Source organism: Pseudomonas sp. CFBP 8770 (assembly GCF_014841705.1).
Classification (GTDB): domain Bacteria; phylum Pseudomonadota; class Gammaproteobacteria; order Pseudomonadales; family Pseudomonadaceae; genus Aquipseudomonas.
In genome coordinates this window covers 276,801-291,970 of the sequence record NZ_JACYUL010000001.1, presented here as the reverse complement: position 1 = coordinate 291,970, position 15,170 = coordinate 276,801, and the positions used below count along the sequence as shown (strand labels likewise).

Genomic DNA, 15,170 nt, shown 5'->3' with positions numbered 1-15,170 from the left:
CGGGCTTTTTACCTGGACTGTTTAAACGGACAACTCGACCAGCAGCTTGTTCAGACGGCGAACGTAACCGGCAGGATCTTTGAGGCTGTCACCCGCGGCCAGGGCCGCCTGATCGAACAGGATATGGGAGAAGTCGGCGAAACGATCTTCGCTCTGCTCCACATCCAGCTTGGCGATCAGCGGGTGGTTGGGGTTGAATTCGAAGATCGGCTTGGAGTCCGGCACCTTCTGCCCACTGGCTTCGAGGATCTGGCGCATCTGCATGCCCAGGTCCTGCTCGCCGATGGCCAGGATCGCCGGCGAATCGGTGAGGCGATGGGAAACCCGCACTTCACTGACCGAATCGCCCAGCGCCGCTTTCAGGCGCTCGACCAAGCCTTCCTTGTCCTTGGCGATTTCTTCCTGGGCTTTCTTGTCTTCCTCGGAATCCAGCTTGCCCAGATCGAGGTCGCCACGGGCAACGTCGACGAAGCCCTTGCCGTCGAATTCGGTCAGGTAGCTCATCAGCCACTCGTCGATGCGATCGGTCAGCAGCAGCACTTCGATGCCTTTCTTGTGGAAGACTTCCAGGTGCGGGCTGTTCTTGACCTGGGCATAGGACTCGCCGGACAGGTAGTAGACCTTGTCCTGACCTTCCTTGACCCGCGCCAGGTAGTCAGCCAGGCCAACGCTCTGTTCACCGCTGTCGTCGCTGGTGGACGCGAACCGCAGCAGGCCGGCGATCTTTTCCTTGTTGGCGAAATCTTCCGCAGGACCTTCCTTGAGGACCTGGCCGAAGTTCTTCCAGAAGCCCTTGTACTGCTCCGGCTCGTTCTTGGCCAGCTTCTCGAGCATATCGAGCACGCGCTTGGTCAGCGCCGTCTTCATCGAGTCGATGATCGGGTCTTTCTGCAGGATCTCGCGCGACACGTTCAGCGACAGGTCGTTGGAGTCGACCACACCCTTGATGAAGCGCAGGTACAGCGGCAGGAACGATTCGGCCTGGTCCATGACGAACACGCGCTGCACGTAGAGCTTGAGACCACGCGGTGCCTCGCGCTGGTACAGATCGAACGGAGCACGGGCGGGCACGTACAGCAGCGAGGTGTATTCCAGCTTGCCTTCGACCTTGTTGTGGCTCCAGCTCAGCGGGTTCTCGTAGTCGTGGCCGACGTGCTTGTAGAACTCCTGGTATTCCTCGTCCTTGATGTCGGTACGCGGACGGGTCCACAGGGCGCTGGCGCGGTTGACGGTTTCCCATTCCTGCGCAGGTGCCTCTTCGCCTTCGGCCGGCGAGCTTTCCTGGGGCAGCTCGATCGGTAGGGCAATGTGGTCGGAGTACTTCTTGATGATGTTGCGCAGACGGTAACCGTCGGCGAATTCATCTTCGGCGCTTTTCAGGTGCAGAACGATACGGGTGCCACGTTCGGCCTTCTCGACGTTGGCGACTTCGAAATCGCCCTCGCCCTTGGAGGACCAATGCACGCCTTCGCTGGCAGGGCTGCCGGCGCGACGGCTGTACACGTCAACCTGGTCGGCGACGATGAAGGCCGAATAGAAGCCCACGCCGAACTGACCGATCAGGTGCGAGTCCTTTTTCTGGTCGCCGGTGAGGTTCTTCATGAAATCGGCAGTGCCGGACTTGGCGATGGTGCCCAGGTGGGTGACCACATCGTCACGGTTCATGCCGATGCCGTTGTCTTCCAGGGTGACCGTCTTGGCGGCCTTGTCGAAGCTGATGCGAATTTTCAGCTCGCCGCCACCTTCGAGCAGCTCAGGCTTGGCCAGCGCTTCGAAACGCAGCTTGTCGACAGCGTCAGAGGCGTTCGAGATCAATTCGCGAAGGAAGATTTCCTTGTTGGAATACAGCGAATGGATCATGAGGTGCAGCAGTTGCTTCACCTCGGTCTGGAAGCCCAGGGTTTCCTTTTGAGTTTCCACACTCATGGTCATCAAACTCCAATCAGATGGCAGGTGCCGCCTATGAGCGGCGGGATGACAAGGAGATGGGGCCGCCGATCGGGATTTCAAGGGGGGCTGCGGCAGGCGAGTTGGCTGGCATCCGGTGACAGACCTTTTCAGCCGGGGCCGCCGTGAAAACCACTCGCGTGCTTGATCGGTACAGCAAGGTCATGGAAAAACCTCATTGCGATCCGATACTTATATATAACTGCAGTGATGGAACTTATATCCGGCGCACACCCTCTTAGCCTCGTAGATACCCAATAAGGAGAAACACCATGCGCAAGACACTCGCTTACTCCCTGATGCTGGCTGCCACCCTTGGTCTGGCTGCTTGCGACAAGAAATCCGAAGACAAGGCTCAAGACGCTGCAGAGCACCGTCAGGAAGCGCAGGAAAAAATGGATTCGGCTCAAGACAAGATGAACGATGCCGCCAAGGAAAACGCCAAGGCCAACGAAGCGGCCATGGAGTCGAACAAGGCTGCAGCTCAGGAGGCTACCAAGTCCGACTCGAGCATGCCGGTCGCACCAGGTACCACTCCGGCTACCCAAGTGCCGCCAGCCAAGAACTGATTGATCGGCGGTGTCCGCTTCGCGGGCAGAGCCCGCTCCCACAGGAGCGAGTTCGAGCTGGCGATGAACGAGCCGCGATCAAGACAAAAAAAATCCCCGAACCAGTCGGGGATTTTTTATGCCTGAAGACTATAGGCAATCAGTCTTCGCGATAGCGACGCAGCTTCAACTGCTTGCCAGCGACACGGGTGTCCTTGAGCTTGCTCAACAGACTCTCCAGACCATCTTCCGGCAGCTCGACCAGGCTGAAGCTGTCACGCACCTGGATGCGACCGATGGCTTCACGGGCCAGCCCGCCTTCGTTGAGGATGGCGCCAAGCAGGTTCTTCGCGGCGATGCCGTCGCGAGCACCCAGGGCGGTACGGCAGCGTGCACGGCCTTCGCCCAGGGGCATTGGCGCGCGGCGCTCACGGTCACTGCGCTCAGGGCGATCACCGCTGCTGGTGCGTTCGCGCGGAGCGCTGGTCGGCACCAGAGGCTGCTCCTTCTCGACCGCATCCAGGGTCAGCGCCTGGCCATTGGTGGCCTTGCGCAGCAGGGCCGCGGCCAGGGCGCGCGGGCTGCAACCGATGTCGGCGGTCAGGCGATCGAGCAACTCGCCATGGGTGCTTTCGGCGTCTGCGACCAGCGGAGCCAGGCTGTTGGTCAGCTTCTTGATGCGCGCATCGAGAACGGCCTGGCCGTTGGGCAGACGAACCTCGGCAACCTTCTGCCCAGTCACGCGCTCGATCACCTGCAGCATGCGGCGTTCACGCGGCGTCACCAGCAGCAGCGCACGGCCTTCGCGACCGGCACGGCCGGTACGACCGATACGGTGCACATAGGACTCGGGGTCGTACGGCATGTCGACGTTGAACACGTGAGTGATGCGCGGTACGTCCAGACCACGGGCAGCGACGTCGGTAGCGACGACGATGTCCAGGCGACCATCCTTGAGCGACTCGATGACGCGCTCGCGCTGGTTCTGGGCGATGTCACCGTTGAGTGCCGCCGCCTTGTAGCCTTTGGCTTCCAGGGCGCTGGCCAGGTCGAGGGTGGCTTGCTTGGTGCGCACGAAGGCGATCAGGGCGTCGAACTCTTCGACTTCCAGCAGGCGCAGGACAGCCGAGGTCTTCTGGTCGGCGTGAACCAGCAGGTGAGCCTGCTCGATCGCGGTGACGGTCTGAGTCTTGGTCTGGATCTTGACGTGCTTGGGGTCACGCAGGTGACGCTCGGCAATCGCCCGGATCGACTGCGGCAAGGTGGCCGAGAACAGTACGGTCTGGCGAGTCTCGGGCATGGCCTTGAAGATGACTTCCAGGTCATCCATGAAGCCCAGCTTGAGCATTTCGTCGGCTTCGTCGAGCACCAGGTGATTCACGGTGGCGAGGACTTTCTCGTCGCGACGCAGGTGGTCGCACAGACGGCCGGGGGTGGCGACGACGATTTGCGCGCCGTTGCGGATTGCTTTCAACTGCGGGCCCATCGGGGCACCGCCGTACACGGCCACTACGGTAACGCCAGGCATCTGCTTGGCGTAGGTTTCGAATGCAGTGGCTACTTGTAGCGCCAACTCACGGGTTGGCGCCAGGATCAGGGCTTGCGGCTCGCGCTTGCTCGGGTCGATACGATGCAGGATCGGCAGAGCGAAGGCCGCGGTCTTGCCGGTGCCTGTCTGCGCCTGGCCGATCATGTCATGACCGGCGAGAATGATCGGGATCGATTGCTGCTGAATAGCCGAAGGCTCTTCGTAGCCGGTAGCGACTACAGCGGCAACAATGTTCGGATGAAGTTCGAGAGCGGCGAAGCCGCCGATTTCCTGGGTCATGGGTCTGCCTCTAAGTGCATCCGCAAAGACCCATGCTCCAAAGCTGCGCATGCCTTGTAAGACTCGAGAGTCACCCTGGCAGCTTTGTCGGCGGGGATTTGCGAAAACGATTGAATGAAAGAATCGTTAGGGAGAGTCCGCGGAACGGACATGCAGCCGAAGCTGTCTTCGGGGGATTGCGCTACCTAAACGTGGCCTGGTTAAAGACCGGCGCGCACTATACCTGAAAATGGCCGCGACGTGAGACTTTTTTGAACCATCGTCCCGTGTGGACAGCAGAGCCACGCGGGCTTTGCGCGAATTGACGGCGCAGTCTATTTTAGCAGAGGCGCCTGCGCAGGTGCGGCAGCTGAAACCTTTCACTCAAACCATTCCGAGGATGCCGTCATGCCCACCCCCTGCCCCGGCAAGGTCAGTTGCGAGCTGCGCGAGCACGTCATGCTCATCGGCCTGGACCGTCCTGCCAAGCGCAACGCCTTCGACCTGCCCATGCTCGATGCCTTGAGCCTGGCCTATGGCACGTTCGAACGCGAGCCGGCGGCTCGAGTGGCCCTGGTGTTCTGTCATGGCGAGCACTTCACCGCGGGGCTGGACCTGGCCGAGGTGAGCACGCGCCTCAGCCAGGGCTGGCAGGTGCCGCCCGGGGGCTGCGATCCCTGGCGGGTCTCGGGTGGGCCGGTGGTGAGCAAGCCTGTGATCGTCGCGGCCCAGGGTTATTGCCTGACCGTGGGCATCGAGCTGATGCTCGCGGCCGACATCAACCTGTGCGCCAGCAATACCCGTTTTGCCCAGATGGAGGTGCAGCGCGGGCTGTTCCCTTTCGGCGGTGCCACGCTGCGCCTGCAGCAGATCGCCGGCTGGGGCAACGCCATGCGCTGGTTGCTGACCGGCGATGAGTTCGATGCCCACGAAGCACTGCGGCTGGGTCTGGTGCAGGAAGTGATGGCCAGCGAAGACCTGCTGCCCAACGCCTTGCAGCTTGCTCAGCGGATTGCCCGACAGGCACCGCTGGGCGTACAGGCGACCCTGGCGTCGGCACGCCTGGCCGTGAGCGAAGGTGAAGGCGCCGCCAGCCTTCAGTTGGCCGCAACCAGCGGGCGCCTGTTCGCCAGCGAGGACGCGCGCGAAGGCCTGGCGGCCATGCAGCAGCAGCGCCCTGCCCTGTTCCGAGGCCAATAGCGCAGCCAGTGGCGCGGCGCACTGCCTCAGCTGGCCGGGCGCACCAGGTCGATCAGCCCCTGCAGCGAGTAACCCAGCTGGGGCGCCAGGGCCTCGGCACGCTGGCACAGGCCGGGCATGTCCAATACCTGCTCGATATCGGCCGGCACCATGACGATGACATTGCCCTCCTTGACCGGCAGTTCCCAGTAGTGCCGCTGGTAGAGGCCGCGCAACAAGGCCGCTCCAAGCGGCTTGCCATCATCGCCCGCCCATTGGTTGATGATCAGCCAGCCATCGGGGTTCAGGCGTTGCTGGCACTGCTCCAGGAACCGCCAGGCCAGGTGGGCGGGAGCCGGACCGTGGTCGGTATACAGGTCGACGAAGATCAGATCTGCGGTTTCGGCGGTGGGTAGCAGCTCGAGCGCGTCGCCGACGCGGATGTACAGCCTTGGATCGTCTTCCAGGCCCATGTATTCGATCGCCAGGCGAGGCACGTCCGGGCGCAGCTCGATGCACTCGACGTCGTCGAGCGGCAGGAACTTCAGGCACGCCTGGGTCAGGGTGCCTGCACCGAGGCCCAGGAACAGCGCGCTTTCAGGTTGCGCATGGCAGAGCGCGCCCACCAGCATGGCACGGGTGTAGTCGTATTCCAGCCAGCTGGGGTCGGCCGTGAACGTGCAGCTTTGTTCGATGGCGTCGCCGAACTCGAGGAAACGGTAGTCGGCGACTTCCAGCACACGGATCATGCCCCAGGCGTCGTGCACCTCGGCCAATACGTGCTCGGTGCGTTCGCGGGGTTGCAGGTTGTCTTGGTCTTCCACCTGAAGGCTCGTCACGACGAATGAAAGCGCCGATTGTGGCATTAATCCGCCAAGGCCGGCACCTTGTCTGGCGGCTCGGGCCTCAGACCCTGAACAACAGCAGGATGGCGCACAGCAAGAGGAACACGCAGAAGCTGCCGCGCAGCACTTTTTCAGACAGGCTGTAGGCGATCTTCACGCCCCAGCTGATGCTCAACAGGCCGCCGATGGCCATTGGCACACCCATGGCCCAATCGACGTGATCGTGCACAGCATAGGTCAAGAGGGTCACGCTGGTACTGGGCGCGGCCAGGGCCAGCGACAGGCCCTGGGCCATGATCTGGGTGGTGCCGAAAACGCTGGTCAGCACGGGCGTGGCCAGCACGGCGCCGCCAACCCCGAAAAACCCTCCGATCACACCGGAAAAGCCACCCAGTACGCCCAGCCACGGCCAGGCATGACGCATCTCGCCCGTACCGTTCACGGGGCGCAGGAACATCTGCGCAATGTTGTAGACTACCAGCACCAACAGGAAGGCCACGAAGCCCACCCGCATCGACGCCGGGTCCAGCCCTGCCGCGAGCACCGAGGCAATCCAGGCGAACACCAGTCCGCCGCTGGCCAATGGCAAGGCATGACGCCAGGGTATGGGACGACGCTGGTGATAGCGCCATAATGCCAGGAGCACATTGGGCACGACCATCACCAGCGACGTGCCCTGGGCCAGTTGCTGGTCCACGCCGAACAGCACGCCGAGTGCCGGGATCGCGATCAACCCCCCGCCGATGCCGAACACCCCGCCCAGCGTGCCCATCACCGCACCCAATGCAATGTAGAGCAATGTTTCGAACATACCGCCTCTCTATCCACCTTCGTGCATCATCCAGCCGTGCATCCTACCAGTGTGACCGCCGCCGAAGGATGTAGAAGTGCTGCACAACCTAGAACGAACTATGCACGCTGTTTGTAGCTCGAAATCAACACCAGCTTCACGAAGGAACGAGCGAAGCGCCGAAACCTGCGAACGGCGGATCGCCTAATGCACTTGCACCATTGGAAAAAGGATCAGCATGAACACCGAATCCACTCACGACGAGGCAGTCAGCGTCGACGACAGCCTGCTGCTGGATAATCAGCTGTGCTTCTCGCTGTACTCTACATCGCTGCTGATGACCAAGGTGTACAAGCCCTTGCTGCAGGCTTTGGGCCTGACCTACCCGCAGTACCTGACCATGATGGTGCTGTGGGAAAAGAACGGCATGACCGTGGGCGAAATCAGTACCCGGCTGCTGACCGACCCCGGCTCGCTGACGCCCCTGCTCAAGCGCCTGGAAGCCGAAGGCTTGCTCAGCCGTACCCGCAGCAAGGACGACGAGCGTGTGGTGATCGTCGAGCTGACAGCGCAAGGCCGAGCCCTGCGCGACAAAGCCGAGTCGGTACCGCTCAACATCGTCAAGGCCAGCTGCCACAGCAGTGCCGAGCTGCGCGCGCTGCAGACCAGTCTGCTGTCGTTGCGCAAGAACCTGCAGCAAGGGCTCTGACACCCCGCCCGAAGACTTGGCGCGCAGGTGCTATCATCGCGCATTACCTGCCCCAAGGACCGAATGCACCCCATGGATTATCGCAAGCCTTCAGATCGCAAAAGCATGCACTCGCGGATCGTCCAGGAGCTGGGAATGCAGATCGTCTCCGGCCGCTTCAAGCCTGACGATCGCTTGCCCGCCGAAGCCCTGCTGTGTGAAGAATACGCGGTCAGTCGTCCGGTGCTGCGCGAAGCAACACGGGTGTTGGTGGCCAAGGGTCTGGTGTACTCCAGGCCACGGGTGGGTTCGGTGGTCAAGCCGCGCCGTGAATGGCACATGCTCGACCCCGACGTCCTGCACTGGGTGATGCAGAGCACGCCGCAGAACGAGTTCTTCGCCTTGCTGACCAGCGTGCGCACCATCATTGAGCCGGCAGCGGCGGCGCTGGCCGCCCAGCATGCCACCGAGGCCGAAGTGGCCTCGATTGGCGAGGCCTACCAGCGCATGGAGGCGGCCGGGTCGGTCGATGACGTGCTGCAGCCGGACCTGGATTTCCACAGCCGCATCGCCGATGCCACTCACAATGACCTGCTCGCGCACCTGTGCAACATGTTGTCGCTGGCGTTGCGTGAGGCCCTGCGTCATTCCAACCGGCGACCCAACCTGCACGAATTGGCCCTGCCGCGGCACAAGGCGATCCTGACTGCCATCGAGAACGGTGATGCCCTGGGCGCCCGGCATGCCACGCTGGTCCAGCTCGACGACGCACGCAACGCGCTCAGCGTGGTGCTCGGACGCGCCGAATCGCTCTAGGCCAGGTCAGCACTCCGGCGGCGCAGCGATCAACGACCACGCAACCAGAGCAGGAAGCGCGAAGCGAACTCGGGCACTGCGCTGAAGATGTACCCGTTGACCGCCAGATTGGCCAGCGACACCACCAGGAACAGCTGGGGAATGCTCAGCTTGGCCACGCTGAGCAGGAGGATGGAAACGATCGCCGAGACCACCATGAACAGCGAATTGAGGATGTTGTTGGCCGCGATGACCCGCGCGCGCTGCTCGGTGGCGGTGCGTGACTGGATCAACGCGTACAGCGGAACGATGTAGAACCCGCCGAAGACGCCCAAGCCGAGGATATCCAGCAATACCCACCAGGTCTGACCATGGCCCAGCGCCGTCAGCCAGCCTTGTGGCTGCGCGGCCTGCAACACGCCGTTGGAATGCCACCACAGCAGCACCCCGAACAGCGTCAGGCCGAGCGCACCCAGGGGCACCAGGCCCATCTCGACCTTGTGCCGGGACAGGCGCTCGCACAGCATCGAACCCAGCGCGATGCCCACCGAGAACACGGTGAGGATCAAGGTGACCACGGTTTCGTCGCCGTCCAACCACTGCTGGGCATAGGCGGGAATCTGGGTCAGGTAGACGGCGCCGACGAACCAGAACCAGGAGTTGCCGACCAGCGAGCGCGAGACCGCACGGGTCTGGCCCAGGCCCAGGCGCAGGGTGAACCAGGTCTGCCGGGCGATGTTCCAGTCCAGCACCAGCCCCGGATTGGCGGCGCTGACCGGCGGGATGCTGCGGCTGGCGACATAGCCAAGCAGGGCGACCAACAGCACGGCGGTGGCGACGACACCGGCGTAGTGGGCGGACGACATCATCACACCCGCACCGATGGTGCCGGCCAGGATCGCCAGAAACGTGCCCATCTCCACCAGGCCATTACCCCCCACCAGCTCTTCAGGCCGCAAGGCCTGGGGCATGATCGAGTACTTGACCGGACCGAACAGCGCGGAATGGGTGCCCATGGCGAACAGTGCGACGAGCATCAGCCACAGGTGATCGAAAGCCAACCCGACCGCACCCACCGCCATGATGACGATCTCGGCCAGCTTGATGGCGCGGATCAAGCGATCCTTGGCGAACTTTTCGCCGAACTGCCCGGCCAGCGCCGAGAACAGAAAGAACGGCAGGATGAACAGCAGCGCGCAGAGGTTGACCCAGACGCTGCGGTCGCCCTCGATGGCGAGCTTGTAGAGGATCGTCAGGATCAGCGATTGCTTGAAGATGTTGTCGTTGAACGCACCCAGGGCCTGGGTCACGAAAAACGGCAGGAAACGGCGCTTGCCGAGCAAGGCGAACTGCGACTGCTGACTCATCGATCCTGTACCTGAATGATGCCGCGTGGGCTGGGCTCTGGCGGGGCGACGAAGCCATCGGCAGCGGCGGCATCGTCGGCGCACAGCATAACGCTATACCGCCTATCGCCCAACTCGATGACAGTGGCTGCGACCATGGTCGGCGCTGACGGCGCAGCGTGCGCCGTGCGAGACTGGCGGGTGCCCGCTTCGACGGGTGCCTGCCCGCCCCGTTCCGGAGTCATCGATGTCGTTGTCCAGCGGATTGATCGCCACCGTCGCCCTGGCCTATATGGCCGTGATGTTCGCCATCGCTTTCTACGGCGACCGCCGCAGCACGCCCCTGCCGCCCCGTGTACGGGCCTGGGTCTACAGCCTGTCGCTGGCGGTGTACTGCACCAGCTGGACGTTTTTCGGCGCGGTGGGCCAGGCGGCCGAGCAGTTGTGGGCGTTCCTGCCGATCTACCTGGGGCCGGTGCTGCTGATGCTGCTGGCGCCCTGGGTGCAGCAAAAGATGGTGATGATCAGCAAGCAGGAAAACATCACCTCGATTGCCGACTTCATCGCGGCGCGCTATGGCAAGTCGCAAAGCCTCGCCGTGGTGGTGGCGCTGATCTGCCTGGTCGGCGTGCTGCCCTACATCGCCCTGCAGCTCAAAGGCATCGTGCTGGGCGTGAACCTGCTGATCGGCGCCGGTGCCGACGCCACCGGGACCCGCGTCCAGGACACCGCCATGGTGGTGACGCTGGTGCTGGCGCTGTTCACCATTCTGTTCGGCACGCGCACCCTCGACGTCACCGAGCACCACCGCGGCATGGTCCTGGCCATTGCCTTCGAAGCACTGGTCAAGTTGTTCGCGTTTCTGGCCGTGGGCATCTTCGTCACCTATGGGCTGTACGACGGCTTCGAGGACCTGCTCGACCAGGCCATGCTGGCACCGCGCCTGGAAGCGTACTGGCAAGAGACGATCAATTGGCCCTCGATGGTGGTACAGACCGGCGTGGCGATGATGGCGATTCTTTGCCTGCCACGGCAGTTCCATGTCACCGTAGTGGAGAACACCGACCCGCAGGACCTGCGCCTGGCGCGCTGGGTGTTTCCCGCCTATCTGATCCTGGCCGGGCTGTTCGTGGTGCCGATCGCCCTGGCCGGGCAGATGCTGCTGCCCAGCTCGGTGATTCCCGACTCGTTCGTCATCAGCCTGCCGCTGGCCGAAGCCCACCCGGCCCTGGCCCTGCTGGCTTTCATCGGGGGTGCCTCTGCGGCCACCGGCATGGTCATCGTCGCCAGCGTCGCGCTGTCGACCATGGTTTCCAACGACATGCTGCTGCCCTGGCTGCTGCGTCGGCAAAGCGCGGAACGGCCCTTCGAAGTGTTTCGCCAGTGGATGCTCAGCGTCCGCCGAGTGAGCATCGTGGTGATTCTGCTGTTGGCGTACGTCAGCTATCGCCTGCTCGGCTCTACTGCCAGCCTGGCCACCATCGGCCAGATTGCCTTTGCCGCCGTGACCCAACTGACGCCGGCAATGCTCGGTGCGCTGTACTGGAAACAGGCCAACCGGCGCGGGGTTTTCGCCGGGCTGGCGGTGGGCATCTTTCTCTGGTTCTACACCTTGGTGCTGCCAGTGGCGGCACACAGCCTGAACCTGCCGCTGGACGTGTTCCCCGGCCTGGCCTGGATCCACGGCAACCCGTTCGGCCTGCCCATCAGCCCCATGACCCAAGGGGTGGTGCTGTCGCTGGCCGGCAATTTCATTCTGTTCGCCTGGGTTTCGGTGCTGTCGCGTACCCGCGTCAGCGAACACTGGCAAGCCGGGCGATTCATCGGCCAGGAGATCAATGCCGGGCCCCATGGCCGCTCGCTGCTGGCGGTGCAGATCAATGACCTGCTCAACCTGGCGGCACGCTTCGTCGGCGAGGAGCGGGCACGGCAAAGCTTCCTTCGCTACGCCTATCGGCAGGGCAAGGGCTTCAACCCCAACCAGAATGCCGATGGCCAGTGGATTGCCCACACCGAACGCCTGCTGGCCGGTGTGCTGGGCAGCTCGTCGACGCGAGCGGTGGTAAAGGCGGCCATCGAAGGCCGCGACATGCAGCTCGAAGACGTCGTGCGTATCGCCGACGAAGCCAGCGAAGTGCTGCAGTTCAACCGTGCCCTGCTGCAGGGCGCGATCGAGAACATCACCCAGGGCATCAGCGTGATCGACCAGTCGCTGCGCCTGGTGGCCTGGAACCACCGCTACCTCGAGCTGTTCAATTACCCGGAAGGCTTGATCAGCGTCGGGCGGCCGATTGCCGACATCATCCGCTACAACGCCGAGCGCGGCCTGTGCGGGCCCGGCGAGGCGCAGGTACACGTCGCCAGGCGTCTGCACTGGATGCGCCAGGGTCGCGCGCACACCTCCGAGCGGCTGTTTCCCAACGGGCGGGTCATCGAGCTGATCGGCAACCCGATGCCGGGGGGTGGCTTCGTCATGAGCTTCACCGACATCACCGCTTACCGCGAAGCCGCACAGGCGCTCAAGGACGCCAACGAAGGCCTGGAACAACGGGTGACCGACCGCACCCACGAACTGTCCCAGTTGAACCAGGCGCTGACCGAAGCCAAGGGCCATGCCGAGTCGGCGAACCAGTCCAAGACGCGCTTCCTGGCGGCGGTCAGCCACGATCTGATGCAGCCGCTCAACGCAGCGCGGCTGTTCTCTGCGGCGCTGTCACACCAGCCGGGCCTGTCGGCCGAAGCCAGCCAGCTGGTGCAGCACATGGACAACTCCTTGCGCTCGGCCGAAGACCTGATCAGCGACCTGCTGGATATTTCCCGTCTGGAGAACGGCAAGATCAGCCCGGACCGCAAGGGGTTCGCGCTCAATGAACTGTTCGACGCACTGGGGCCGGAATTCAAGGCCCAGGCCCGGGAGCAGGGCCTGGATTTCCGCCTCAGGGGAAGCAACCTGCGCGTCGACAGCGACATCAAGCTGTTGCGCCGCGTGCTGCAGAACTTCCTCACCAACGCCTTCCGCTATGGGCGTGGCCCGATCCTGCTGGGTGTGCGGCGCAAGCCCGGTGCGCTGAGTCTCGAGGTGTGGGACCGAGGCCCGGGCATTGCCCGCGACAAGCTGGAAGCGATCTTCGAAGAATTCAAGCGCCTGGACAGTCACCAGACCCGTGCCGAGAAAGGCCTGGGGCTGGGCCTGGCGATTGCCGACGGCCTGTGCCGGGTGCTCGGCCACCCGTTGCAGGTACGCTCATGGCCCGGCCATGGCAGCGTGTTCAGTGTGACGGTACCACTGGCCGGCGCGGACACTGCAACCGCCCTGCCCGCCCCGCCGCCCATCAGCCAGCCGCTGGGTGGCGCACGGGTGCTCTGCGTCGACAACGAAGACAGCATTCTGCTGGGCATGCACAGCTTGCTCAGCCGCTGGGGGTGCGAGGTGTGGACCGCGCGCAATCGCCAGGACTGCGCAGCGCTGCTGGCCGCTGGCAAGCGGCCGCAATTGGCGTTGGTGGATTACCACCTGGACGAGGGCGAAACCGGTACGCAACTGATGGCCTGGCTGCGCACCGCGCTGGCCGAGCCGGTGCCGGGCGTGGTGATCAGCGCCGACGCGCGCCCCGAAACCGTCGCCCTGGTGCAAGCGGCTGGGCTGGACTACCTGGCCAAACCGGTAAAGCCTGCGGCCTTGCGGGCGCTACTCAACCGGCACCTGGGCCGGCACTGACACGCCGTCGGCGTCGGCCTCGGCGCCGCTGTCCTGATGGGCCTCGGTCATGGCGCGCTCGAGCAGGTCGGGCGGCAGGCTCTTGCTGGCACGGGCGCCCAGCAGCTTGAGCTGTTCGCTGCGGCTAACCAGGTTGCCACGTCCTTCGGTGAGCTTGTTGCGCGCCGCGCCGTAGGCCTTGTCCAACTGCTGCAGGCGGTTGCCGACTTCGTCGAGGTCCTGGATGAACAGCACGAACTTGTCATACAGCCACCCGGCGCGCTCGGCGATCTCCCGAGCGTTCTGGCTTTGCCGTTCCTGCTTCCACAGGCTGTCGATGACACGCAGGGTGGCTAGCAGGGTCGTCGGGCTGACGATGACGATCTGCCGGTCGAAAGCCTCCTGGAACAGGTTGGGCTCGGCCTGCAATGCGGCCGAGAATGCCGCTTCGATGGGCACGAAGAGCAGGACGAAATCCAGGCTGTGCAAGCCATCAAGGCGACTGTAATCCTTGCCCGAAAGGCCCTTGACGTGATTGCGCAGCGACAGCACGTGCTGCTTCAGGGCCGCCTGGGCGATGGCGCCGTCTTCGGCGGCGATGTACTGCTGATAGGCGGTGAGGCTGACCTTGGAATCGACCACCACCTGCTTGTCGCCGGGCAGCATGATCAGCACGTCGGGCTGGAAGCGCTCGCCATCCGGCCCCTTGAGGCTGACCTGGGTCTGGTACTCGCGGCCCTTTTCCAGGCCGGCATGCTCCAGCACCCGCTCCAGAATCAACTCGCCCCAGTTGCCCTGGGTTTTCTGGCCCTTGAGGGCCTGGGTCAGGTTGGTGGCTTCGGTGCTCAAACGCTGGTTGAGCTGTTGCAGGCGCTCCAGTTCCTTGCCCAGGGAAAAGCGCTCGCGGGCCTCGTTCTGGTAGCTCTCTTCCACCCGTTTTTCGAACGACTGGATACGCTCCTTGAGCGGATCGAGTAGTTGCCCCAGGCGTTGCTGGCTGTTTTCGGCAAAACGTTGCTCGCGTTCGTCGAAGATCTTGCCTGCCAGTTCGGCGAACTGCGCGCGCAGTTCGTCCCGTGAACCCTGCAGGTCGTTCAGGCGTTGCTGGTGACTGTCCTGTTGTTCGCGCAATTCGGCGGAAAGTCCGGCGCACTGGGCATCGAGGCGACGCAACTCGGTTTCCCGGGTGCTACGCTCGATGTTCCAGGCGTGGGCGGCATCGCGGGCATTGTCGCGTTCGTTCTGCAGCAGTTCGACCTCGCGGCGCAGACCGGCGAGTTCGGCTTGCTTGGCCGAGTTGGCCTGGCCGAGGTCGCTGACTTCATCGCGGCAGGCATCGAGTTGCGCGCTCAGGCCGTCCTGAGCCAATTGGGCGTTGCTCAGGCGCTCGTCGAGCAAGGCGACCTGGGCCAGCGCGGCGGTGCTTTTGCGCTGCAGCTGCCAGGCCAGCGCCAGGCAGGGCAAGGCGGCCGCCAGCAGGCCAATCAACAGGCTGGTTACGTCCAGGGCCATGGTGTGCTCTCATGCG

At 63.7% G+C, this 15,170-nt stretch carries 9 protein-coding genes and 2 pseudogenes; 5 read left to right on the top strand and 6 right to left on the bottom strand.

Annotated elements, in window-relative coordinates:
- Positions 1-21: 21 nt before the first annotated feature.
- Positions 22-1,926 carry a molecular chaperone HtpG gene (gene htpG / locus IFT98_RS01310; RefSeq protein WP_192049625.1) on the bottom strand — a complete coding sequence of 635 codons (1,905 nt, stop codon included), beginning with the start codon at positions 1,924-1,926 and terminating at the stop codon, positions 22-24.
- Between the two features lie 293 nt (positions 1,927-2,219).
- Here htpG and IFT98_RS01305 point away from each other — a divergent pair, with 293 nt between their 5' ends.
- Positions 2,220-2,516 (top strand): hypothetical protein, encoded by a 297-nt coding sequence (locus IFT98_RS01305; protein WP_122479134.1) that lies wholly within the window; start codon positions 2,220-2,222, stop codon positions 2,514-2,516.
- A 139-nt stretch (positions 2,517-2,655) separates the two neighbouring features.
- Here the strand turns inward: IFT98_RS01305 and IFT98_RS01300 are convergent.
- A pseudogene (locus tag IFT98_RS01300) lies at positions 2,656-4,357 on the bottom strand (DEAD/DEAH box helicase).
- A 353-nt stretch (positions 4,358-4,710) separates the two neighbouring features.
- Between IFT98_RS01300 and IFT98_RS01295 the strand changes: the two are divergent.
- A complete protein-coding gene (locus IFT98_RS01295; RefSeq protein WP_192049627.1) occupies positions 4,711-5,502 on the top strand; it encodes a crotonase/enoyl-CoA hydratase family protein in 792 nt (263 codons plus the stop codon).
- Positions 5,503-5,528: 26 nt separating this feature from the next.
- On the opposite strand, the gene IFT98_RS01290 is transcribed toward IFT98_RS01295, so the two are convergent.
- Both IFT98_RS01290 and IFT98_RS01285 read right to left on the bottom strand, forming a co-directional pair.
- Positions 5,529-6,230 (bottom strand): spermidine synthase, encoded by a 702-nt coding sequence (locus IFT98_RS01290; protein WP_244650984.1) that lies wholly within the window; start codon positions 6,228-6,230, stop codon positions 5,529-5,531.
- A 157-nt stretch (positions 6,231-6,387) separates the two neighbouring features.
- Entirely contained in the window at positions 6,388-7,137 is a 750-nt protein-coding gene (locus tag IFT98_RS01285) for a sulfite exporter TauE/SafE family protein (protein ID WP_192049631.1), read from the bottom strand.
- Between the two features lie 217 nt (positions 7,138-7,354).
- Here IFT98_RS01285 and IFT98_RS01280 point away from each other — a divergent pair, with 217 nt between their 5' ends.
- Positions 7,355-7,825, top strand: coding sequence for a MarR family winged helix-turn-helix transcriptional regulator (locus tag IFT98_RS01280; protein ID WP_192049633.1), 471 nt, complete (start codon positions 7,355-7,357; stop codon positions 7,823-7,825).
- Between the two features lie 72 nt (positions 7,826-7,897).
- On the top strand, positions 7,898-8,620 hold the full coding sequence (locus tag IFT98_RS01275) for a FadR/GntR family transcriptional regulator (RefSeq protein ID WP_122713141.1): 723 nt from the start codon (positions 7,898-7,900) through the stop codon (positions 8,618-8,620).
- A 41-nt stretch (positions 8,621-8,661) separates the two neighbouring features.
- On the opposite strand, the pseudogene IFT98_RS01270 reads toward IFT98_RS01275, so the two are convergent.
- Positions 8,662-9,966, bottom strand: a pseudogene (locus IFT98_RS01270) (MFS transporter); the annotation flags it as partial.
- Positions 9,967-10,192: 226 nt separating this feature from the next.
- Here IFT98_RS01270 and IFT98_RS01265 point away from each other — a divergent pair.
- A complete protein-coding gene (locus tag IFT98_RS01265) occupies positions 10,193-13,663 on the top strand; it encodes a hybrid sensor histidine kinase/response regulator (RefSeq protein WP_192049635.1) in 3,471 nt (1,156 codons plus the stop codon).
- Here the strand turns inward: IFT98_RS01265 and rmuC are convergent.
- Positions 13,634-15,040: a DNA recombination protein RmuC gene (rmuC, locus tag IFT98_RS01260; RefSeq protein WP_192049957.1), complete on the bottom strand. Its 1,407-nt coding sequence runs from the start codon at positions 15,038-15,040 to the stop codon at positions 13,634-13,636. The two genes, IFT98_RS01265 and rmuC, sit on opposite strands and share 30 nt — an antisense overlap.
- Positions 15,041-15,170: the final 130 nt, after the last annotated feature.

Bases quoted from the DNA above. Each gene is read 5' to 3' on its own strand.
- IFT98_RS01285 (WP_192049631.1), bottom strand. From the start codon at position 7,137: ATGTTCGAAACATTGCTCTACATTGCATTGGGTGCGGTGATGGGCACG.
- IFT98_RS01290 (WP_244650984.1), bottom strand. From the start codon at position 6,230: ATGATCCGTGTGCTGGAAGTCGCCGACTACCGTTTCCTCGAGTTCGGC.
- IFT98_RS01295 (WP_192049627.1), top strand. From the start codon at position 4,711: ATGCCCACCCCCTGCCCCGGCAAGGTCAGTTGCGAGCTGCGCGAGCAC.
- htpG (WP_192049625.1), bottom strand. From the start codon at position 1,926: ATGAGTGTGGAAACTCAAAAGGAAACCCTGGGCTTCCAGACCGAGGTG.
- IFT98_RS01275 (WP_122713141.1), top strand. From the start codon at position 7,898: ATGGATTATCGCAAGCCTTCAGATCGCAAAAGCATGCACTCGCGGATC.
- IFT98_RS01265 (WP_192049635.1), top strand. From the start codon at position 10,193: ATGTCGTTGTCCAGCGGATTGATCGCCACCGTCGCCCTGGCCTATATG.
- IFT98_RS01280 (WP_192049633.1), top strand. From the start codon at position 7,355: ATGAACACCGAATCCACTCACGACGAGGCAGTCAGCGTCGACGACAGC.
- IFT98_RS01305 (WP_122479134.1), top strand. From the start codon at position 2,220: ATGCGCAAGACACTCGCTTACTCCCTGATGCTGGCTGCCACCCTTGGT.